This window comes from Mucilaginibacter sp. OK268, assembly GCF_900103125.1.
GTDB lineage: Bacteria > Bacteroidota > Bacteroidia > Sphingobacteriales > Sphingobacteriaceae > Mucilaginibacter.
The window spans coordinates 574,312-599,213 of record NZ_FNJV01000003.1 but is presented as its reverse complement, the minus strand read 5'-3'; the positions used below and the strand labels follow the sequence as shown (position 1 = coordinate 599,213).

At 42.4% G+C, this 24,902-nt stretch carries 11 protein-coding genes; 8 read left to right on the top strand and 3 right to left on the bottom strand.

Annotated elements, in window-relative coordinates; translation table 11 throughout:
• Positions 1 to 40: 40 nt before the first annotated feature.
• Genes BLR84_RS12915 through BLR84_RS12905 form a run of 3 tightly spaced genes read left to right on the top strand, consistent with a single transcriptional unit; the run spans position 41 to position 5,001 of the window.
• A complete protein-coding gene (locus BLR84_RS12915) occupies positions 41 to 1,573 on the top strand; it encodes a glycoside hydrolase family 28 protein (RefSeq protein WP_090468518.1) in 1,533 nt (510 codons plus the stop codon).
• Positions 1,574 to 1,619: 46 nt separating this feature from the next.
• Entirely contained in the window at positions 1,620 to 3,836 is a 2,217-nt protein-coding gene (locus BLR84_RS12910; RefSeq protein ID WP_255366931.1) for an alpha-N-acetylglucosaminidase, read from the top strand.
• Between the two features lies 1 nt (position 3,837).
• Positions 3,838 to 5,001 (top strand): acyltransferase family protein, encoded by a 1,164-nt coding sequence (locus tag BLR84_RS12905; protein ID WP_090468516.1) that lies wholly within the window; start codon positions 3,838 to 3,840, stop codon positions 4,999 to 5,001.
• Positions 5,002 to 5,073: 72 nt separating this feature from the next.
• Here the strand turns inward: BLR84_RS12905 and BLR84_RS12900 are convergent, their stop codons facing one another.
• Positions 5,074 to 5,997, bottom strand: a complete 924-nt coding sequence (locus BLR84_RS12900) for a S1C family serine protease (RefSeq protein ID WP_090469285.1) — start codon at positions 5,995 to 5,997, stop codon at positions 5,074 to 5,076.
• A gap of 612 nt (positions 5,998 to 6,609) precedes the next feature.
• On the opposite strand from BLR84_RS12900, the gene BLR84_RS12895 reads away from it, so the two are divergent.
• The 5 genes from BLR84_RS12895 (at position 6,610) to BLR84_RS12875 (ending at position 17,579) form a co-directional block, all read left to right on the top strand.
• Positions 6,610 to 9,879: a SusC/RagA family TonB-linked outer membrane protein gene (locus tag BLR84_RS12895; protein ID WP_090468514.1), complete on the top strand. Its 3,270-nt coding sequence runs from the start codon at positions 6,610 to 6,612 to the stop codon at positions 9,877 to 9,879.
• An 11-nt stretch (positions 9,880 to 9,890) separates the two neighbouring features.
• Positions 9,891 to 11,759: a RagB/SusD family nutrient uptake outer membrane protein gene (locus BLR84_RS12890; protein ID WP_090468512.1), complete on the top strand. Its 1,869-nt coding sequence runs from the start codon at positions 9,891 to 9,893 to the stop codon at positions 11,757 to 11,759.
• A gap of 259 nt (positions 11,760 to 12,018) precedes the next feature.
• Positions 12,019 to 15,108: an amidohydrolase family protein gene (locus BLR84_RS12885; RefSeq protein ID WP_090469283.1), complete on the top strand. Its 3,090-nt coding sequence runs from the start codon at positions 12,019 to 12,021 to the stop codon at positions 15,106 to 15,108.
• A gap of 100 nt (positions 15,109 to 15,208) precedes the next feature.
• Entirely contained in the window at positions 15,209 to 16,525 is a 1,317-nt protein-coding gene (locus BLR84_RS12880) for an amidohydrolase family protein (protein ID WP_090468511.1), read from the top strand.
• 529 nt (positions 16,526 to 17,054) lie between these two features.
• Complete coding sequence (locus tag BLR84_RS12875; protein ID WP_090468509.1) at positions 17,055 to 17,579, top strand: C40 family peptidase; 525 nt, start codon at positions 17,055 to 17,057, stop codon at positions 17,577 to 17,579.
• Positions 17,580 to 17,882: 303 nt separating this feature from the next.
• On the opposite strand, the gene BLR84_RS12870 is transcribed toward BLR84_RS12875, so the two are convergent.
• Positions 17,883 to 20,558, bottom strand: coding sequence for a DUF7133 domain-containing protein (locus BLR84_RS12870; RefSeq protein WP_090468507.1), 2,676 nt, complete (start codon positions 20,556 to 20,558; stop codon positions 17,883 to 17,885).
• A gap of 427 nt (positions 20,559 to 20,985) precedes the next feature.
• Complete coding sequence (locus BLR84_RS12865; RefSeq protein WP_090468505.1) at positions 20,986 to 24,657, bottom strand: ABC transporter permease; 3,672 nt, start codon at positions 24,655 to 24,657, stop codon at positions 20,986 to 20,988.
• Positions 24,658 to 24,902 lie beyond the last annotated feature (245 nt).

The following is a 24,902-nucleotide window of genomic DNA, read 5'->3' as shown; positions in this document are numbered from 1 at the left end:
GATTAAAACCAAATAATGGTTTTAAATCATTTAAAATAGTATGAGATCAACCCTATTATTCATATTTTCATTAGTCTTCCTCAATACGGCATTTGCGCAGCGAAAGGTATATAATATCAAAATCCTTGGAGCGATAGCTGATGGCAAAACCGATAATACCCTCATTATCCAAAAGGCTATTGACCAGGCCTTTGAAGCAGGAGGGGGTACTGTTTGGTTCCCTGCTGGTAAATTTGTGACCAGCGTTATCCATGTACGTTCAAATGTCGAATTGCATCTTGCTGCGGGTGCTGAATTATGTGCATCTACCAAGCGTATTACCTACGGTACTGGAAAAGCATCTCCGCTCATCCGTGCGGAAGGACAGCAAAATATTTCCATCACCGGGAAGGGGACTATCAACGGGCAGGGCGAGGCTTTGCTAAAAGATATTTACCGGATGCTGAACGATGGTACGCTGAAAGATACGGAATGGAAAACCTATAACGACTGGCACCAACTACGCCCGGAGGAGGATAACAGACCCAAACTCATTGTTTTTGAAAAATGCGATAAGGTTACCCTTAAAAATATCACCATTAAAAATGGCTTGTGCTGGATACAGGATTACAGAAGCTGTACCAATATGGTTATTGACAGTATCAAAGTGATCAGCAATACATTTTTAAACAATGATGGGATCGATTTGGTCGACTGTAAAAATGTGAAGCTGACCAATAGTTTTTTTAATGTGGCCGATGATGGTATCTGTCTGAAATCATCTGATCCGCAAGGTGCCTGCGAAAATATATATATCGCTAACTGCCGGATACGTTCGAGTGCCAGTGCCTTTAAAATGGGAACGGCGTCCTGGGGGGGATTTAAAAAAATAACGGTTCGGAATATTTACGTATATGATACTTACCGCTCAGCTATCGCCATTGAATCGGTGGATGGCGCTGCGATAAGCGACATTGATATCAGGGATATAGTTGCGAAAAATACAGGTAATGCCATTTTTATCCGCCTGGGGAAACGCAATAAAAAAAGCGCGCCAGGGTCAATTAATAACGTCTATATCGGGAATGTTAAGTGTGAGATACCTGCAGGTAAGCCGGACAAGGGTTATCACATGGATGGACCTCCCGAACAATTTGCCCATAATGTTTTCCCTTCTTCTATTACCGGTATCCCCGGCTTTGTACCCAATAATATTACCCTCGAAAATATTGACATCAGTTATGCTGGTATCGCCAAAAAACAGGTGGCTTATTTTAACCCGGATTCTTTAACCAAGATCCCTGAAAAAATAACCAGCTACCCCGAGTTCTCCATGTTTGGGGAATTACCGGCTTCCGGATTTTATGTAAGGCATGCCACTGGTATAAAAATGAAAAATATCCGTGTAACTTATGCCGGTAAAGATTTTCGTACCCCTTTTATTTTTGATGATGTAAACAAGCTGACACTGGAAAAGGTAAGCGTTGTCCGTACTGATATATTGCCTATCATGATCCTGAACAATGTAAAGGAACCGTTATTGCAGGATATCCAACTGCCGGGAGACGATAAGAAATTTATTAAAATACAGTAGTTTATTGCTGATGATTTGGGGTGAAAAAATTATTAAAAGAAAAAAAATGATGATAGGTAATAAAGGCCGCTTCAAATATTTATTGATCTGCTTTATTTGTGGCGTTTTTACCAATGCTCATGCACAATTGAACCTGCCGGCTTCTTATGCACTCATCAAAAGGGTAATACCAGGTTATTCGCAGAAGTTTAGAATTCAGCCGTTGCAAAGTAATACTTCCAAAGATGTTTTTGAGGTTGATGGCGCCAATGGGATGATCATTCTGCGGGGCAATAATGGTATTGCAGTGGCTTCGGCGCTGTATTATTATCTAACGCAGTACACGCATTGTCAAATAACCTGGAACGGTACAAATCTGAATTTACCCGCCAGATTACCTGTCCCATCTAAAAAAGTCAGGAAAAACACGCCTTATGATTATCGCTATTATTTAAACTATTGCACCTACAGTTACAGCATGAGCTGGTGGGATTGGAAACGCTGGGAAAAGGAGATTGACTGGATGGCCCTGCATGGTATTAATATGCCTCTGGCCATTACCGGGCAGGAATATGTATGGAATAAGGTATACAGCGACATGGGATTTAGCAAAGCCGATATGCAGGACTTTTTTACCGGCCCAGCTTACTTTGGATGGTTTTATATGGGCAATATGGATAAATGGGATGGCCCTTTACCCGAAAGCTGGATAAACAACCACAAAGACCTGCAATTAAAAATATTGAAAAGAGAGCGGGAGCTGGGCTTAAAACCTGTGCTGCCGGCCTTTACAGGGCATGTTCCCGTTTCGTTTAAAACACATTTCCCCAAAGCTAAATTGAAGCAAACCAACTGGAAAAATGGGTTTGCCGATACTTATATCCTGGATTCTGAAGATCCTTTATTTGCAGAGATCGGCAAGAAATTTATCCACGAACAAACCAGGATATACGGAACGGATCATTTGTATTCGGCAGATACCTTTAATGAAAACGAGCCGCCATCCAATGATCCCAAGTTTTTGGCTGAATTGAGTGCCCGGGTGTACGATGGAATGAAGGGCGCTGATCCTAAAGCGGTTTGGGTAATGCAAGGCTGGTTGTTTTTCAGCGACCGCGAGTTTTGGCACGATCAGCAAATTAAAGCTTTATTGAATGCCGTGCCCAATGAACACATGATTGTTTTGGATCTGAATACAGATTTTGAACCTATCTGGAAACGCACCAACGCCTTTTACGGCAAACCATGGATCTGGAACATGCTGCATAATTACGGCGGCAATATCAGTTTATTTGGCAGGATAGATGCAGTGGCAAAAGAACCCGCTGCGGCGCTTCATGATCCGGCCTCGGGCCGCATGGTAGGTATTGGTCTAACCATGGAAGCCATCGAACAAACACCGGTGTTGTATGAGTTGATGACCCAGAACACCTGGCAAAAAGAACCAATTGATCTGGATAAGTGGTTGCCCGAATATATCCTGAACCGCTATGGTGCAAAAAGTACTGCCGCATTAGGGGCTTGGCAAACACTGCGAAATACTGTTTTTAACGGGAAAGATATCCGTGATGGCGCCGAATCCATCATCACAGGCAGGCCCACGCTTGATTCCGCAGCTGTTTGGACACGTACCAGGCTGAATTATAAACGCAAGGATCTGTTACCCGCATGGGATAAAATGATAGAGGCTATTCCTGCCTGCCAGAAAAGCGACGGTTTTAATTATGATCTGGTTGATGTCTCCCGCCAGGCACTGGCCAATTATGCCAGGCCATTGCAGTTAAAATGGCTAAAGGCCTATAACGATAAAGACCGCAAGGCATTTGATCAATACACCGGCGAATACCTGGGGCTTATAGCGGATATGGATAAGTTGCTGGCTACCCGTAAAGACTTTTTACTGGGTCTCTGGATAGCTGGTGCCCGCAACTGGGGAAGCAATGAAGAAGAAAAAAATCTATACGAGCGGAATGCCCGTAACCTGATTACCCTTTGGGGGGATGAGAATAGTCCGCTGCATGAATATTCGTGCAGGCAGTGGAGCGGCTTGTTGAACGATTTTTATAAAGTACGCTGGCAACAATTTTTTGATCTGCTGGGTGAATCATTGAAAACTGATAAAACGCCGGATCTTAAAGCTTTTGATAAATCGATCAGCGCATGGGAATGGCAGTGGGTTAATACCAGGAAAAGTTATCCCGTATCACCTTCGGGAAACAGTGTGGTTATTGCTGAGCAACTATATAAAAAGTACAGAAATGTGATGGGAGAAGACCTTAAATAAGATGGGAAAGAGCGACGTTAAAATTCCCACAAAACCAGCACGCCTGCTATCACTTGATGCCCTGCGGGGTTTTGATATGTTCTGGATCATGAGTGGGGAGGGCGTTATCCACGCCCTGGCTAAAGCTACGGGCTGGCCACTATTTTTATGGATGTCGGGCCAGCTGCACCATACCGATTGGAATGGGATCACCTTTTATGACATGATCTTCCCGCTGTTTTTGTTTATCGCCGGGGTTTCCATGCCATACTCCATGAGTAATAAGATCAGCAAATATGAGGTTGCTTATCCTGATTTATTGCCCTCCGCCGCAAAAAAAGAAATCTATAAATCAATGATCAGGCGAACCTTGATCCTGCTTTTTTTAGGCATGGTAGTTAACGGGCTGTTTAAGTTTAATGGTTATGAAAATACCCGCTTTGCCAGCGTGCTCGGACGCATTGGCCTGGCCTGGTTTTTTGCAGGTCTCATCTATCTAAACTTTGGTTTACGGGGGCAAATACTATGGTTCGGTATATTATTACTGGGTTATTGGGCGGCAATGGAGCTGATCCCGGTTCCGGGTTATGGGGCCGGTGTTTTAACCATGAACGGAAGCCTGGAATCGTACATCGACCGTTTACTGCTTCCCGGCAGGTTACATGACAAAGTGCATGATCCCGAAGGGATATTATCCACCATTCCGGCAATTGGTACGGCTATGTTGGGCATATTTACCGGGCAATTTTTAAAGCATGAATCAACAAAATGGCCCATGTGGAAAAAAGGGCTTGGGCTTTTTATTGCAGGTCTGGTATTAATATCCCTGGGTATGCTGTGGAATATGGTTTTCCCGATCAACAAACGCTTATGGACAAGCTCTTTTGTTTTATTTGTTGGCGGATGGAGTCTTGTTTTTCTTTCGGTTTTTTATCTGATCATCGATGTTGCCGGTTACCGCAAGTGGGCTTTCCCTTTTGTGCTTATAGGGGTAAATTCCATTATTATTTATTTAGCAGCTGAAGGGATGGTCGATTTTCAGCATACGGCCAATTTCTTTTTTGGCGGACTTATTCATCACCTGTCCCAAAACTGGCAAACTTTCTGGAGCGCTGTTTCGATAGTTATTATACAGCTTACACTCCTCTATATTTTATACCGGAATAAAATCTTCCTGAAGATCTGATGTATAACTACATTAAATCGACTGTCTGGAAAGTTTTCCAAACAGTCGATTTTAGATAAAGATATTCACCAATTAATTTTTTTGAATAGGTGTAACACGAAACTCAGTTTTATAATTGTTCCTTAAGATACCTATAAACTGAAATTGCCCTATTTTTTCTTCAGATAACAACTTAAAAAGCGTATCTGAACTTTCAATGGCCACATCATTAAATGAAAATAAGATATCCCCGCTTTGAATGCCGGCTTTGTCTGCAGGGCTTCCCTTCGCAACATCAGAAATAAACAAAGCCTGTTTATTCGATACTTCGGCTATTGCTCTTAGTTTGGGCACAATATCTATTTGTTGCAGCACCAAACCCAGATAAGCCCTTTTAACCTTTCCAAAACGTATCAGCTGGCTGGCTATATCTTTTGCTGTATTGATACTGATAGCAAAACATAAGCCCTGGGCTCCACTTATCGTGGCAGTGTTCACTCCAATTACTTCTCCGTCTGTATTGATCAGCGGGCCACCGGAATTTCCCGGATTTAAAGCCGCGTCTGTCTGGATCATGCTGTCCATCAATCGCCCGTTTTGACCTTGAAGTGTTCGGCCAAGGGCGCTTACAACGCCCGCCGTTACGGTATGCTGAAAACCTAATGGGTTTCCAATGGCTATAACCAATTGACCTATTGCCAGGACTTCAGAGTCGCCCATGTGAACCGGTATAAAATCAGAGGCCGATATTTTTAGTATAGCCAGATCTGTATCCTGATCCTGACCTACCAGGGTAGCCACATGCGTAGTTCCATCATGCATTTTAACTTTAATTATCTCTGCCTGTTGCACCACATGGCTGTTGGTGAAAAGATACCCATCTGAAGAAAACAAGAAACCAGAGCCTGAGCCAATCGGTTGTTCTTTGCCTTTTTGTTGTTTAAAAAGTTCGATTTTGACCACTGCCGTTTTAACTTTCTCTACGGCATTAATAATGGTCGAAGAATACTGATCCATATAAATCCTTTCAAACATTAGCCATCAATAAATGAACCCATTAAAAAAGGCTGTAATAATTTCCGCATTCCGCGTAAATCCATTAAAAAAGCATGCTGTTTTGTCATAATCAACTTTTAATAAAGATATCTACCGGCTTTCCTTAGCGTAAATATTTTCCATGATTTATTAATATTCTTATCCGGGGTACAACTTATTTAAATATTATTATATTAGCTCTGCCAATTAAAGAAGTGTTATTAGGACAATTATTGTCCCTTAGAACCTATTGATAATTAAACATTTACCTGGTAATTCCTGGTTGATAAAGTGCACTTATCAACTTTTTATCAGAAACAGCAATTAGTACACAGCACCCTCTTACTCAAATCCCAGAGTATCAGGACGTGATATTATTTGCCCTTGCCCAGACACCCGTATACCGGGTATCGCTTATATCAGCCTTTTTATTGAATTAACCAATTAGTAAAAAATAAACTAAAACAATTGCCTATGGAAAAATGAGCTAAAACGATTATGTAATGTCAGGGAGGCCATTACATGTTGATTTCCTCCTGAAAGAATCTACACATCTTATTACACAAATTAAGTATTAACTAATTTTAAAAAGCTATGAAACACAATTTGGATAGGAATACCCCCCTGCTAAAAGTTTGTAAAACTGTTCTGTACCAAATATTAATAGTTCTGATATTTGCACCGCTATCCTATGCGGGTGTTACTAATACCCGGAAAATATTGCCAAAAACCATATCGGGAAGAAAAAATAACATAAATACCCCTATAAAAGTATCCGGTAATGTAAGCGATCAGGCTACAGGTGAGAAATTGATCGGTGTATCGGTCATGGTTAAGGGTAGCAATAACGGCACTGTAACCGATGTTAAGGGAAACTTTACTATCACTGCTCCTGATGATGGCGTTTTGGTGATAACCTACATTGGTTACAATACTTTAGAGATTCCTGTTAATGGGAAAAATGCCTTTAATATTAAACTGCAAGCCTCCTCAAAAGGCCTCACCGAGGTTATAGTTGTGGGCTATGGCGTTCAGAAAAAGGTAACTGTTACCGGTGCTGTGGCATCTGTAAAAGGGGCCGATCTGGAAAAGTCGCCTACGGTAAATTTATCAAATACGCTGGCCGGGCGTTTACCCGGAGTTACAGCCGTACAATCCAGCGGCGAACCTGGCTATGATGGCTCTGCTATCCACATCCGCGGAACAAACAGCCTGGGTAACAGTGATGCCCTTGTGGTTATTGATGGTGTACCAGACAGGGCCGGAGGTTTAGAGCGTTTAAATCCGGCCGATGTAGAAAGCATATCGGTTTTAAAGGACGCATCAGCCGCGATTTATGGTTCAAGGGCGGCAAATGGTGTAATTCTGATCACCACCAAGCACGGTAAATCAGGAAAAACACAATTGTCGTATGATTTTAACCAGGGCTTTGCGCAGGCAACTGTAATACCCAAAATGTCCAGTGCTGCCGAGTACGCCACGTTGAATAATGAAATTACTTTATACAATAGCGATACACCTGTATCTGAATGGGGTGCTGCATGGTCGGCTTTTAACACAGCTGGTAGTTACAAGCAACAGAGTGGTAAAGTAATTAACGCTGCTTTTCAACCTGCCGATATACAAAAATACCGAGATGGTTCAGATCCTCTTGGTCATCCCAATACCGATTGGTTTGGTACCACACTAAAAACATGGTCGCCCCAAAGCCGCCACAATCTTCAACTTAATGGTGGATCTGAAAATGTTAAATTCCTGACTTCCCTGGGTTATACCAGCCAAGATGGTTATTATAAAAATTCGGCGACCGGCTATAAGCAGTATGACTTTCGCGTAAACCTGGATGCCAAGGTAAATAAGTATATCAATACCAGTATTGGCGTAACTGCACGTGAGGAGGCCAGAAATTTTCCCACACAAAGTGCAGGATCTATATTCCGGATGCTGATGCGTGGTAAACCAACAGAACAGGAGGTTTGGCCCAACGGTTTACCTGGCCCGGATATCGAGAACGGTCAGAACCCTATCGTAATTACAACCAACAAAACGGGTTATAACAGGGACAGAAGAGATTATTTTCAAACCAACGGAAAGGTAGAATTACAAATCCCGGGAGTGGAGGGCTTAAAACTGACAGGTACAGCTTCTATCGATAAATTTATACAGCGTAACAAGGTATGGTCGACACCATGGACGTTGTATTACTGGGATCATAAATCATATGAAGCAGATGGCAAAACCCCTGTACTTACACCTAGTGTACGCTCTACTTTTACCGATCCGCGGTTATCGCAAAGCGATGAAAATAAACTGAATGTTTTATTGGGTGGTTTTGTTAATTACGACCGTACTTTTGGTGATCATACCATTAACCTGATGGCAGCCGTAACACGTGAAACCATCAGTGATGATTATTTTAGCGCCTATCGCCGTTATTTTCTTTCGCCAGATGTTGACCAGTTATTTGCCGGTGGCGACGCGGAAAAAGATAATTCAGGCGGTGCTTATGAGCGGGCGCGGTTAAGTTATTTTGGCAGAGCAGCCTACAACTATAAGCAAAAGTACCTGGCGGAGTTTTTATGGCGTTATGACGGGTCATATATTTTCCCGGCAGCACACCGTTTTGGATTTTTCCCCGGCTTATTGTTAGGCTATAACATATCGCAGGAAGATTTCTGGAAAAGCAACTTTAAGGCCATCAATTACTTAAAGATCCGCGCCTCATATGGACAAATGGGGGCTGAGCCATATTTCAATAACACGTTGCAAGAAAATCAATACCTGTCAACCTATGGTTTCGGTAGTTACATATTTAATAATCAGGTAACCAAATCCTTATATGAGCTTAGGGTACCTAATCCTAATTTTACCTGGGAAGTAGCCAATAATTATGATATCGGTTTAGAAGGGGAGCTACTCGAAGGCCGTATTAATTTTGAATTTGATTATTTCTATAACAAGCGAACCAATATACTTTGGGAACGGCAGGGATCTACACCGGCAAGTACGGGCATAAGCAATCTTTTACCTCCCGAAAATATAGGCAAGGTTAATAATAAGGGTTATGAGTTTAAGATAGGGTATAAAGGGAAGATAGGTGAACTCAGATATAATGTAAGCATCAACGGTGGGTATGCCCAAAACAAAATTATATTCCAGGATGAAGCACCTGGTGCACCACCATATCAGTTTGCCACAGGACATCCTATCGGCGCACCGCTTTTATACATTTCAGACGGTGTGTTTAAAGATCAGGCCGAAATTAATGCCAATAAGTTAGATTACAGCGGGCTAACTCCGCAGCTTAAACCTGGTGACCTGAAATTCAAGGACGTTAACGGCGATGGTAAAATTAACGGTGATGACCGCGAACGGCTCAACAGAGGTATTACACCAACATTTACAGGTGGTTTCTCTCTCAACCTACAATATAAAAACTTTGACCTGTCGATATTATTCCAGGGTGCTACAGGCGGTTATCTGCCTATCAATACAGAATCTGGCGATATTGGGAATTACCTCCAATACACTTATGACCATCGCTGGTCTGTGGATAAACCAAGCAGCGTTGACCCGCGGATAGCCAACCGGGGCGATACCTGGTATTCGGTTAATAACAATCCCAGTACTTATTTCTACAGAAGCACCAACTATCTCCGCTTAAAAAATGTGGAACTGGGTTATAACCTGCCCGGCCAAATAGCTCAAAAAATAGGAATGAGCAATTTAAGGGTGTATGTAAGCGGTCTTAACCTGCTTACCTGGGATCAATTGAAAATATGGGATCCGGAATCACTTTCAGGCAGCGGACAGTATTATCCGCAGTCAAGAATTTTAAACACCGGTATCAGAGTAACCTTTTAATAACGAAAACCATGAAAAATTTAATCAAACATATTTTAACTGTATTAATTGTTTCGGGCGCGTTACTTACCTCGTGTAAGAAAGATTTTTTAAATACCAAGCCCCTAACAGAAGTGCAATCTGAAGATACCTGGAAAAATGGTGCCCTTTCTGCCGCTTTTGTAAACGAAATTTATAACGGCTTAGGCAATGGAGGTTTTGATGAGCAGGAGCTGGCTTCCCTATCAGACGAAGCCGTATTTACCCATCCAGGCAGAAGCATAAATGTTATTAACGAAGGTACTGTTGGCCCAACCAATATCGGCTGGACAAACAATACCTATGAGTGGGGAAGCATGTATAACCATATCAGGACCTGTAATGTGGCATTGCAGAATCTGGTCAAGGCCCCAATTGATCAATCACTCAAAGAACGCTTGCAAGGGGAGTCGCATTTTTTACGGGCTTATTATTATCAGCAGTTGGTACGGTATTATGGGGGGATACCACTCATTACCAAAGTATATAAGCTTAACGAAGCGGATTATTCGGCCGCGAGAAATAGTTATGCCGATTGTATTAAATTTATTACCACCGATTGTGACAGTGCTATTACCCTATTAACCGGCAAAACGATGGATGCTGGCAGGGCAACTGTGCCAGCGGCGCTGGCATTAAAATCACGCGTGCTGTTATATGCCGCGAGTGATTTGCATGATATACCTACTGCTAAGGCTAAATCCGCGGTGATCAGTTCCTACGCGCATCCCGAACTTTTAGGTTATATAAGTGGCGACAGGACAGCTCGCTGGCAGGCAGCAAAAGACGCGGCCAAAGCGGTTTTAGATGCTGCCGGTACAGGGTACAAGCTGAATTTAACGGCTCCAGATTCTGTTAATGGAGCTAAGAATAGTTATATTTCTATAGCGATGGGCGGTGGTAGTAAAGCTAAATTTGTTGATGCCGCCGCGGCATCTGAACTTATTTTTGCCCGGTATTTTGTTGCAGGTAAAGATGAAGGCGGCGAAAATGTAGGTTTAAATAATGGCCCCAATGGCTATCATAACTGGGCAGGTAATACACCGGTTGAAAATTTAGTGAGCGACTATGAAAACATCGATGGCACTAAATTCGACTGGAATAACCCGGCCAATAAAGCTGCGCCTTATAAAAACAGGGATCCGCGGTTCTATGCTTCTATCTTGTTTGATGGTGCCGGATGGAAACCCCGCGATAAGATATCTGGTAATGTTGACCCTGCCAATCAAATTCAAACCGGAAGCTACCAGGTAGGCTCAGGAACGCTGGCTGGTCTGGATACCCGCCAAAGCAGCATCGAAAACTGGAACGGCAGCTGGACCGGTTACTATGTGCGCAAATTTATTGATATCGACCCGAACGTTGTAGATAATAACACTAAACAATTTATTCCATGGCCGTTTTTCAGGTATACTGAAGCGGTATTTAATTATGCTGAAGCCTGTATCGAATTAGGGCAGGATGCCGAAGCCCGTACCTGGCTCAATAAGATTCGTTTCCGTGCGGGGATGCCAGCCCTTACAGAATCGGGTGATGCGCTGAGGCAACGTTACCGGAATGAGCGGAGGGTTGAAATGGTTTATGAAGAACAGCGATTCCATGATGCACGTCGCTGGATGATAGCGCCTGCTACCCTGGGCCAAAAGTTGATCTTTATAACAGTAACCGGTACTTTAAAGCCCGGTAAAACAGCTCCGTCACCTTACAAGCATGACGAAACTATTTATAATTATACCTATACGCCTGCAATTGATAACGGGATCGAAAACAGGCAATGGCTTGATAAAATGTATTTTTTACCTATTAGCTTAACAGAGGTAAATAAAAACCTTAAGCTGATCCAAAACCCGGGATATAATTAGAAAGCAGTAAGCTTATTCAAAAAAGTGATCTGCTCAGAAGGCTTTGCTGTTATTAACAGCAAAGCCTTCGTCTTTTAATCTGATGGACTAACACTTAAACTTCAGCGGTTATAATACCTTGTTACTATCACCCAAAACTTATTAAAAATGGTATTCATAAGGTTTAATATGGCTGCTTGGATGTAACAAACCTATGATAATTAAAATATTTATTTTTTTTATGAGCTTAATTAATAAATTTAGAATTAAGTCGATACATATGAAAAAAACAATACTTTTTTGCTTTCTCTTTTTTGCTCTTAAAATCTGCGACGCGCAGGAAACGTTCCCGGTTAACGGTGCGTGGGATATCCGCCCGGGGCAATACGCTTTTACAAATGGTACCATAGTAAGCAGTGCCGATCAAACAATAAACGGGGGCACCTTATTGGTTAAAGACAGGATAATTGAAGCCGTTGGTAAGGATATCCCTATTCCCAAAGGATATACCGTAGTTAACCTGCAAGGGAAATTTATTTACCCCGGACTAATTGATGCTTATTCCACTTATGGCATGCCTGAACAACCGAGACAAGCCTTTGGAGCCGGAGGTTTTGGCGGGAGAACCATTGTGCCCGTATCAACAAAACCGGGAGCTTATGGCTGGAATGAATCCATAAAACCCGAAATGAATGCCAAAACGGTATTTCATGGAGATGCTGTAAAGAGCGAAGATTTAAAGAAGAATGGCTTCAGTACAGTGCAATCGCTCATACACGATGGAATTGCCCGCGGAACTTCGGTTGTAGTGAGCTTAGGTGATGAGCGCGACAATTTAGTGATGCTGAATGATCAGGCAGCGGCACATTATTCTTTCAATAAAGGTACGGCTGCTACCAATTATCCATCATCACTAATGGGTAGTATTGCCCTGCTGCGTCAAACCTACTATGATGCGCAGTGGTATAAAACACAAAAAGGAGAATACAATATTTCCCTTGATGAGTTTAACCGGACACAAAACCTGCCCCAGATTTTTGAGGTAACTGATCCGCAAAGCATTTTACGGGCAGACAAAATAGCCAAAGAATTTGGTCGTCATTATATTTATAAAACAGATGGTCAGGAATATCAGCGCATTGCTGCCATAAAGGCTACAGGCAGTGAATTTATCATCCCCATAAATTTCCCGGAACCTTATGATGTGGAAGATCCAATGGATGCCCGGAGCATTAAATATGAGCAATTAAAAAACTGGGAACTGGCTCCAACCAATCCAGGAGCTTTGGAAAAAGCAGGTGTGAAATTTGCCATAACCTCCTTTGGCTTAACTAATGCCCGTGATTTTTGGACAAATATCAGAAGTGCCATCACCTCCGGACTTAGCGAAAAACAAGCCCTGAACTCATTGACAACCATTCCGGCAGAAATGCTTGGTGTAGCTGACAAGGTAGGCACTTTGACCAAAGGTAAACTGGCCAGCTTTATTATTACTTCAGGCGATCTATTCAAACCAGATAACATTATTTATGAGAATTGGACAGAAGGCCGCCAATATGTGGTAAGTAAAATGAACGTTGCCGATCTGCGTGGCAATTACTTAATTAACGGAACAGGCTTTGCCAATACTTCTTTAATTATCAACGGTACGCCGGGTGCATACGAAGTGAGTATTAAACGTTCTGGGGTAGATAGCACCCGTACCCGCGGCACTATCACCAGGGCTGGCGACAGAGTAAGCATCTATTTTGATTATAAGAAAAACCCGGAAGGTATTATTCGTTTATCAGGATATATCGCTTCTGTTTCACCGGTAACATTGAAAGGTGATGCTGTATTTCCGGATGGATCATTGAGCAAGTGGACAGCAACATTCACCGGTGCTGCACCGCCATCCAGATCTCCGCAGGATAGCCCCAAACCTAATGCAAGCGTGGGGCCGGTCATTTATCCTTTTACAGCGTTTGGTAATACCGAGATCCCCAAATCGGAGACTGTATTACTAAAAAACGGTACCGTTTGGACAAATGAAAAAGATGGTATATTAAAAAACACTGACGTATTAATTGAAAACGGTAAAATAAAGGCAGTTGGTAAAAACCTGTCATCGGCAGGAGCAAAAGTAATTGATGCCACAGGCAAGCACATATCTGCCGGTATTGTTGATGAGCACTCGCACATTGCAGCAACCGGAGGGATTAACGAAGGTACGCAGTCGGTTACTTCAGAAGTTCGCATTGCTGATGTTATTGATGCAGAGGATATCAACCTGTACAGACAATTGGCAGGCGGGGTAACCACATCGCATATATTGCATGGTTCGGCTAATGCCATTGGCGGTCAAACGCAATTAATTAAACATCGCTGGGGTATGTTACCTGAGGAGATCAAATTTGCGGGCAGCGATGGCTTTATCAAATTTGCCCTGGGCGAAAACGTAAAAGGAAGCAATAATGGCGCACCTGCTAATAACGCTGCCCTGCGCTTTCCTCAAACACGCATGGGGGTTGAAGAGGTGTATATAGATGCCTTTACACGCGCCAAAGAATACAAAGCGGCCCGGGCCGTAAAAGGAAGTACCACCCGCAGGGATCTGGAGCTGGATGCCCTGGTAGAGATATTGGATAACAAACGCTTTATCACTTGCCACTCCTATGTACAATCGGAGATCAATATGCTGATGCATGTAGCCGATTCCATGGGTTTCCGCATTAATACCTTTACCCATATACTGGAAGGTTATAAAGTGGCGGATAAAATGAAAGCGCATAATATTGCCGGTTCAACATTTTCGGACTGGTGGGCATACAAAAGTGAGGTGGCCGAGGCTATTCCATATAATGGTAAGCTGATGCATGAAGTGGGTTTGGTGACAGGCTTTAACTCTGATGATGCCGAAATGGCCCGTCGCCTGAACCAGGAAGCCGGGAAAGCGGTAACCTACGGGCACATGAGCGAGGAAGACGCCTTAAAGCTGGTAACCCTGAACCCTGCAAAAATGATGCACGTAGATAACCGGATAGGTAGTATTAAGCCAGGAAAAGACGCTGATATTGTTTTATGGTCGGCCGATCCATTGTCTGTTTATGCCGTTGCCGAAAAAACCTTTGTTGATGGGGTGTTGTACTGGGATATTGAAAAGGACGCCGAAAAACAAAAGGCCCTGGCAGCAGATGAAGGTCGTATCATACAAAAGATGCTGGAAGCTAAAAGCAAAGGTGCGGCTACGCAAAGACCTACAGCCACCCGCCGTCGTCTTTACGAGTGTGAAAGCGTTGAAGAAGACAATTTTGTAGTGGCCGATGACTATACAGAAATGGAGCGGGCCAAAGAGGCAGCACGCCAGGCAAGAGATCGTAACGAGCAATAATTTATATGAATCAAGAATCAAGAGTCAGGAATCAAGAGAGAAATTAACCTTCTGTCTTAATTCTTGATTCTAATATCTTGGCTCTTAGTTTAAAATCAACATGAAGAAGACTATATTAAGTTTAGGAGGATTATTGCTTGGCATTTCCTTCTCTTACGGGCAGGCTAATATTTCACCTGCCAAACCACAAGCAAAGCCAGTTGTAATTACGGGTGCAACCATACACGTCGGTAACGGACAGGTAATTAATAATGGTTACATCACCTTTGTAAAAGGTAAAATTACAGGTGTTGGTGAAGGCGCTGCACCCAATGTTGCCGATGCAGATGTGATTGATGCTACAGGTAAACAAGTCTATCCCGGGTTTATTGCCCCAATGACCACATTAGGCTTAGTTGAGGTGGAAGAAGGCGCCCGTGGCACTGTTGATGATACGGAAACCGGTGATCTCAACCCGCATGTACGCTCGTTGGTGGCTTACAATACCGATTCCAAAGTTATCCCTACAGTACGTTCCAATGGCATTCTACTGGCTCAGCCCACTCCAAATGGAGGCGTGATCTCCGGGGAATCCTCAGTAGTACAGTTGGATGCCTGGAACTGGGAGGATGCGGCTTATAAAAAAGATATCGCTATCCATTTAAACTGGCCTACGGCTGCCGTAGGTGGTCGAGAAAGAAGAGGGGCAGTGCCGGTACCCGGAGTTGTGCAGGAAACGCCTGCCCAGCGTGCCCAGAAAAAGGTAGATGAGATCACCAGTTTGTTTGAGCAAGCTAAATCATATGCGGAAATAACTAAGCCGTCAGTAACCAATATCCGTTTTGAGGCCATGAAGGGTTTGTTTAACGGAACAAAAAAACTGTTTATCATTGCTGATAATGCCAAAGAAATAGGGCAGGCAGTAACATTTTCCAAACGCTTTGGTATTTCGGCGGTCATTGTTGGCGGTAAAGAATCATACCTGGTGACCGACCTGTTACGGGAAAATAATGTGCCGGTAATTATCCGTGAAACCCAGGCTTTGCCCGACCGGGATGAAGATGATGTTTACCTGCCTTATAAATTACCCAAGTTGTTACAGGATGGGGGCGTACTTTACGGCTTGACTGGCACAGGCTTCTGGCGTCAGCGCAATTTGCCTTTTGAAGCCGGGCAGGCAGTAGGATATGGCCTAACCAAAGAACAGGCTTTATCCATGATCACCATGAACAACGCTAAAATATTAGGTATTGATAAAACCACAGGCACCTTAGAAACCGGGAAAGACGCCAACCTTTTTATATCTAAAGGCGATGCCCTGGATATGATAGGCCTTGACGTGGAGACCGCTTTTATACAAGGCCGCAATATCAACCTGGATAACCTGCACAAGCAGCTTTATAAAAAGTTTAGTGATAAATATGGTTTAAAGCTATAATTGCTTTTTGGGTATAAAAAGTGGGTTTACATGGTTTACACTTTTAAAGTTTTTATTAATTTATATAATTGATAATCAGATAATTAATAATTATTCATGCCGTTTTTTGGGTTTACACTGTAAACCATGTTTGAGGGCCTCTGCGGGAGACGTTGAGGGAAATGTAGAAGATGTTAAATTATCTTCCTGAGGGAGTAATGGCTCATGAGCTAGGCTGATTAAATTTAAAAGCATGGGATATGTGCGATTCCCTCCCTTGGGAGGGTAATAGCTCATCATATGACAAAAAGGATGAAAATGTTCAAAAAAATGGCTGTCACCCTGAGCTCCGTCGAAGGGTAGAGCGCAGAGGCCTGCCCACCATGCATCGACGGAGCAGCATGACAACCTTTTGGGATAGCAGCCACTTAACGACTATCCTCTCCGGGAGACCCTGCAAGGACATAAAATTATGTTAAGAAACTGTGTAAAAAACTTGTTTATTATTTTACTTGCTTATTAGCTTAATTTTATAAATTGCCAGTGCAATATGAGTAAATATTTAATCCTCTTTATTTTTATAGGTTTTGCCACGTCGCTGTTTTCTAAAACGCATGTACGCAGATTTAAATTAACTCATAAAATAAAACATGCAAATGTCAGTCTATCAACAGATAGTGTTTCGGCGGATACGATCCTTCATTTCGCCCAATCTCTTTTGGGTACGCGGTATCGTTCCAGGTGTTCTGATCCATCAGCGGGTTTCGATTGCTCGGGATTTGTAAGCTATGTTTTCAAGAAATTTAATTTTAATGTGCCCCGCTCATCCTGCGAGTTTATTGGTGTAGGTACAAAGGTACGACTAGAGGATGCCCGCCCAGGTGATATTATCCTGTTTACAGGCACTAAAAAACATACCCGCAGAATTGGCCATGTAGGCATCGTATACTGCAATTCAAGCGATGAGTTTAAATTTATCCACTCCACCTCCGGTAAAGAACATGGGGTCACCATATCAAATATGGACGAAAGGTATAAACGCCGTTTTGTTCAGATTATTCGCCTGTTAATTTAGTGTTTTACTAAGTCCTCTTGACATGACATATGTTCGGAAGATTATAATTTCTATTAAAAAATTTGTCATTTCGATAGAGCATGGGTAGGGGGTGAGCGTTGTGCGAAAGAGAAATCTTCTGTAGTGTACAAAGCCCAGTTGCATGTCGAAGAAGATTTCTCCTCGTTCCTCGTTCGAAATGACAACCCTTTTATTTCTTCCAAACACCTGGCTCTTAAAACAAAAAAGCTTCTGTAATATTACAGAAGCTTTTTTTATGTTTTATGCTGATAGAAATCATTTGATCAGACCTTCAAACCACAATTAGTTTTTTTGCTGTGAAAGGAAAGTGATAAGCGAGGCGAATTCTTCGTATGATAACGCGTTGGCAAGGCCTACAGGCATCATGGATGTTTTCAATTCCTTGCGACTGATGATGTCAGCAGCTTTTACTGTAAAAACATTGCCTGTTATATCCCGCATCACTATTTTTTGGGCCGACTCTTCGGTGATGAAACCCATATAGCTTTTGTTTCCTTTTGCAGATATTACAACGGTAGCAAAGCCCTGCGAAATTGACGCGCTTGGTTTAAGCACCGACTCGGCAATTTGCTGACGTGTCATGATGGAACCGATTTGACCCATAAACGGCCCTTTCAGTTTCTCGCCCCTGGTAAGGCTATGGCAAGCTATACAGCCCTGGCGGGCAAAAAGAGCTTTTCCTTTTAGCGGATCTCCCTTTATTTTTGCGATCATCAGCATGACGTCTTCGATAGAGGATTTCCCGATCTGACCTTTCTTGTTCGTGATTTTTGCCAGATCGATCTTAACTTCTTTCGTGGCAGGGCCTTTTTCTTCACCACCAAATGCTGTAATACCCATTTGATGACGTGCATTTAAATTGGCAAAAAACTGTTTCCCGGCAGGGCTTGATTTGGTCCATTCGGCTTTTAAAAACTGCTCTATCCGTGCTGAACCTGCCCAGGTAACACCTTTGTAAATTGGCCCGTGCGAATCTGGTCTGGTACCCCACCACCAGGAAGCATCATAATCGGCTTCTTTTTTATAAAGGCGTGATAGCGTTACCAGTATTTGTTTTTTAGTTTTATCATCCTTCACTTTTGTATAGGATTTAATTAAACCTTCAACAGCTTTGGTATCATACATATACCTTAAAGCCCATAATGCGAGGGTTGAATTCGCTGTCCCAATAGCATTAACGCAATCATCAACAGCATTCATGCTCACCAATGCTCTTACCGCGAGGTGTGGTAATATAATGGCTGCATTAGGTTTGGCATGCGGGCCCTCTTCATTTTTGTTTGGTGCCACAAAAGTAGCTGGAACGGGTGTTGTTAATAAGGACTGTGCTGCAGCTATTCTGCCCAAACGGTTCAAACCAACAATTGCTGCTGCCTCAACACGTTCAGAAGGGTCTTTTAATCCGGCTAAAAACGGTTCAGTGGGAACATTTTGAATGCCGGCCTTTCTATCTGCCAGGGCTCTTAAGGCAAATTCTCTTAAGTCTTTATCCTTTGTAAGCTGTACTAATGCAGGTACCCCATTTTCACGGGCTGCCTGCGCATAGGTATAAACACCCGCTACCCGGGTATATAATGGCAGGTTTGCATCATTTGCAATTGCAAGCGACAGTTTTCCGGCCTCGTCGGCATGATGCGTAAGGAGTTCCTGGGATGCGCTTAACCGGGCTACAGCACTTGCTGATTTAAGCAGGTTTGCCAAATCGCTTGCTGAAGCAGCTTTAAGATCAGGAAAAGGTTTATAAGTCCAATCTTTAGGTACCGCTCTTACAACATAGCCTTTAGCAGCATCGCCGGAATAACCCGCACCATCCCATGCCGAGAGATAAAGCCTTCCGGATCCATCTACATCCAGATCAGTAATTTGCGGTAATTGAATAAATTCTTCTTCTTTTTGCTGAAAGCTGGCGCCATCTGGTTTTAAACGGTTAATATACAATTCGCTTCTGCCCCAGTCGGCTGTCATAGGTACGCGGTTGTATTTTTCGGGCCAGGTAGGTTCGTCCATAAATAAGGAGCCCGTACCCGATCCGCCTCCTAAATCAACCAGGGCTGGCAAGATCTCGTCCGTAAAATGCTGGAATAATACAGGATATCCATATTCGCCCGATTGTATGTGATGAGAAAAACGGATGTTCCATCCACCGCCATCATTGGTATTGTCCCTGGTGAAAACATTCATGTATGGATCAATGGCAACGTCATAAATATTCCGGGTGCCGTGGGTGTAAATCTCCATCTCGGTTCCATCTGGCCTTACCCTTACTATGCCACCGCCCAGCATGGTTAGTTTTTTACCGCTGCGGTCTATAGCATCATGAAAGCCAAAATCACCCACAGCAATATATATCCAGCCATCAATACCCATGCGTATGCCATTGGTAGCGTGATCTGTACCCCGTTCGGCCAGCATATGGGCATTGCTTATATGTTCAATAAGTGGCTTTGGAGGGCCATCGGCAATGCCGTCCTGGTCTTTATCTGTAAAAACTTCCAGGTTCATTCCGGTAGCTTTACCTGTTTCTTTTGAAAATACAGTGTGCATCACAAAAACCTGGTTGCCCATAACCAGGATTCCGCGGGGATCATCAACTTCGGCAAATTCTGTATGCTTGTCTATCTTACCGTCATTGTCGCTGTCTACAAGCCTGATGATTTTTCCTTTTCCGGGAGTTTTACCCAGGGAGCCTATCATATCAACACCCACAAATACCTCACCTGTTGGCGCTGTTGCAATACAGGCGGGACTTGGTGTAAGGTCGGGACCTGCAAACCTGGTAATGGTTAACCCATCCGGCCCACGTGAGGTATCTCTTTGCCCGATAATTGATACATGGCTTCGATTTAGCGAAGCACGCTTAATTTGAGGTTGATCTTCTTGAAAAAAAGCACCTGTAAAATATCTAAGCGTACCGAAAAAAACGACGACAAAAAACAGGGTGAAAGAAAGTTTTAGCATAAGGTTAAAAATTTTAGGAAATAATAAGTGTTATTTAAACGGATAAATTTATGTGTTTCATTTAATGGTAGATGCATTTTTTATATAATTTATTATTACCATTCGTTTTTAGTCATATCCAGACAAAAGACCTCTAAAACATAAAAACAGTGATGCGGGGATTGAAGCGCAATATAAGGTAGTTACAACTCATTTATCTAAACATGTCTTTACGTTGAAAGGGCGCAGTTCGATTTTGGAGAGGAGGAGCAGAACCCTTTTTGCACTTTCAGAAATTAATTTAATGAGTTACTAATCAATTATTTTAGTTTATGAAAAGGAAAAATGCATTCCGTATCTCACCCCGGAACGCACCACATCAATGTGTCAACTAAATCTCAGATCTCACCTTATGGACCTAAGTTCTTTACTGCAAAACAGTTTTATGTCATTCACTTCTCAGGCTTTTTACCGGGTTTGCTTTGGCTGCTTTTACTGCCTGGAAACTTATGGTTGCCAGTGCAATAATTGTTGCAGCAAGTCCGCCTATAGCAAATAACCACCAGCTGATGTTGATGCGATAGGCATAATCCTGCAGCCATTGGTGCATGTAATACCATGCAATAGGTGTGGCAATGGCGAAGGCGATCGCGATGAGTATGATAAATTCTTTTGAAAACAAATAAACAATACTGCCTGCAGTAGCTCCAAGCACTTTACGGATACCAACTTCTTTTATTCGCTGCACTGCCATAAACGAGGCTAAACCATACAAACCCAAACAGCTAAGGAATATAGCGATAGCTGCAAAAATTTTATATAAAGCCGATAGCTGATTTTCCTGTTTGTAAAAGCCGTCAATTTTATCATCCAAAAATTTGTATTCATAAACAAAGTCGGGAAGTGTTTGCTCAAATACGTTTTTAACAGCTTCTATTGTCGAAGGAAGGTTTGTGGTTGTCAGTTTTATTCCAACCTGGTTGTACATCGCTTTATCTGTGGTAATCAACAATGGTGCAAGCCCATTACGAAAAGATCTATCATTAAAGTCTTTCAATACACCAACAACCGAACATTTTATTTGGCCGTTCCAGATACTTATTTCTTTATTCAATATTTCATTAGGATTTTTAATCCCTAAACTTTTCATCAGCGACTCATTCACCAAAAACTCCCTTGTTGTATCAGAGGGTTGTATATTTCTTCCGGCTATTAAAGTCAATTTGTAAGCAGGCACATATTCGTTGTCGGCGAATTTGGTAATAGCTTTAAAATCTGTTTCTTTTGCGGCATGGTTAAATTTGAGCGTGCTCCACATATCATTAGCATCTTCAACCGGAGTGTTGGAACTGTAGCTTACTGTTTGCACACCATTAATCGTCAATAACTGTTTTTTTAAATAATCCAGTCTGCTAAGACGAAGACTATCTACGCGGAACGGAACATTGACGATGGCCTCTTTATCGAACCCTAAGGGTTGATCCATAAAATAATTCATTTGCCTTACAATAACGAGTGTTCCGATAATGAGTGCCTGTGCAATGATGAATTGAAACACTACCAATCCTCTTCGTAATGAAATTCCCTGAGAGTTATTTGATGTGAGCTTACGTTGCAAAGCATTAACAGGATTGAAACGTGATAAAACAATAGCAGGATAAAAACCGGCGAATGCGGTTACCATAATAGTTACAATCAACAGAAACAGGATAATTGCAGGGTTGCTGAATATGTTGAATGAAAGTGTAAGCTCTAAAAGCCGGTTTATATAAGGCAATGCCAAAATTGTAATACCCGCTGCCAATATTACGGCACTTGTAACTATCAAAAATGTTTCAACAATGAATTGGATCTGTAATTGAGATTTACTACTCCCCAAAACTTTTCTTACGCCAACCTCCTTTGCCCTGTTAACAGCTTGTGCCGTAGAGAGGTTGATAAAGTTTACGCAAGCAATTAACAGGATAAACGCTGCGATGAGCCACAATACATTGAGCAGTTTATGACTGATTATTTTGTTGCTGTAGTTACCTGCTCCTGCATCATAATGCACCGCGCTTAATGATTGTATAATATGACTATCCTTATTGTCGGAAGATTCCGCTTTTCGTGAATACGCTCTTAATTGTTGATTAAAATTGTCAGCAGAAATACCCGGCGGCAACAAAATGTAGCAGCCAAAATCAGCTACCGTTTGAGCCCAATCGGTAGATTTTTGCAGGTAACTTCCCGTAAAACTTGTTCCAAAGGCCACAACCAATTTTAGCTGAAAGTCGGTATTTGCCGGTATGGTGGCAAGGATACCCGAAACTTTCAACACATCTGTACCGTGCTCGAATATGTAGCCGCCTACTTGCAGTTTAATGGTTTTGCCTATTGCTGTTTTCCAGTCGCCGAAATATTTCTCCGCGATCTCTTTGGTAAGCAATACATTGTTTGGATCTTTTAATGAGGCGTAGGAGCCGGCAAGCAGCGGGTAATCAAATATTTTAAAGAATGAAGGCCCCGCAAAAAATACACCGCGCTGCTCTTTGAAATTTTTTACAGTGGTTCCGTTAACATCAAGTACCTGTAACTGATCATCGTGGCTCGCAAAAATCGGGGCTACCTGTTCTACCTGAGGAAAAGCCGTTTTTAATCCCAGCGGCATTGGAAAAGGGATGTCTTTCCCATAAGAAATATTTGCTGATTCGGCGTGATGATATTCGGTTAACACCCGATAGATGCGATCTTTTTTGGAGTGAAAAGTATCGAAGCTTGTTTGATATTGTATAATGATAAAGATCACCATACAAACGGCAATACCAACAGCCAAACCAGTAATATTAATAATGGTATAGCTTTTATTACGTACCAGGCTGCGCCTTGCTATTTTCAAATAGTTCTTAAACATATAATTGCCGTTTAATTTTTCATAAGACCACTTACGAGTGGTTTCACGATGCAATATTACCGGCACAAGTTGGGATTGGCTTCCCAGATTATAAGATGGGTACTCTTTTTTTAGCTCATTTTTATGTTGCAGCGGGCTTTTCCCGGTCATTTGTTTGAAAATGCGACTAAAAGTGCTTTGGGAATTGAAGCCCGATTCAAATGCAATGCCCAGGAGGGTAAGGTGATCATAAGCAGGGTCCTGCATTTTTCGGGCCGCCTCCTGTACGCGATATTCATTGATAAAATCGTTGAAGCTTTTTTTGAGCACGGTGTTAATGATCCGGGATAATTCATGGGGAGTCATCTCCAGCTTTTCGGCCAGTGAGTTTAAGCTTAGTTCCGGGTCCTGGTAATACAGGTTTGCTTGCACGGCTTTCTTTAACCAAATACCCATTTGCTTCATTTCTGCAGGAAGCGCCGGCTTTAAAAACAGAGGGGGTGCGACCCGCATGCCGGCCTCTTGTCTTAAAAAAGCCACAGCCGCTATCCAGATGGTCATTACCACTAAAAGAAGATATAAAGGATAATAAGCATGTGCGCTTAATTGGTAGTGGTAATAAAAATAGTTTGCGGCTGTAAAAGGTATCCACAATAGCCATAACAAGCCAAAAACCATCAATAAATTTTGCAGCCAGCGCAATTCGTAACGGTACCTATCGCCCCTGTTAAATTTCATACCCCGGTAAAAGCGTTCTATCAGCCTATAAGACGCGTACAGGTAGGTACTGACTGAAATAAACATCAGCAATTGTAATATAGGGTTCAGCAAATGAAAGGTTGGCGTTTCATCAATAGCTGCGCCGGTTTTTATACTATCCATAACTTCCAATGCCTGGGCAGTCAATTCCAGTAGCAATGGACTAAAATGCAGCAGATCATTTGACCGGAATTTATATTCCGGCCGGGTTATTTTAAGCACGTAAAAGAAAATAAGGGGGCCAAACGCAAGTGAGAAATGCAGCGGCAGCCAGCTCCAATGAGAAAAATAGGCTTCAAGACCGATGTCTCTGCCCAGTTCCCAAAGCAGTCGCAGCGCCATCACCGCGAGGGCCAAACTCAAGAAGCGGTTTGCAGCCCGGTTGATCCTTTTGGTGAACCACAGCTGCAGCGCAAAAGAGAGCCCAATAAATATCGCTCCCAGGAAAGCCAGGTCGTAGATATTAATATGGAAAGTATAAGTATTCAATTGAAGTATTTAAAAGCAATCGCTGTTCCAAACTTATAACTTATTGATATATAAAAAATTATATAAAATGAAATATTGTGCTGTAACAAAACCGAACATTGGGCCGTTCGGTTTTGGATGGTGTAGCAGCCATTTGAAATTATAAGATTTTTTTCAGTAATCTCCCGATAAAATGGATGATCCTTATATTCATTAAAAAACAACTTGATTTGCATTTTACCAAAAGATTTAAGAAATGTCTAATA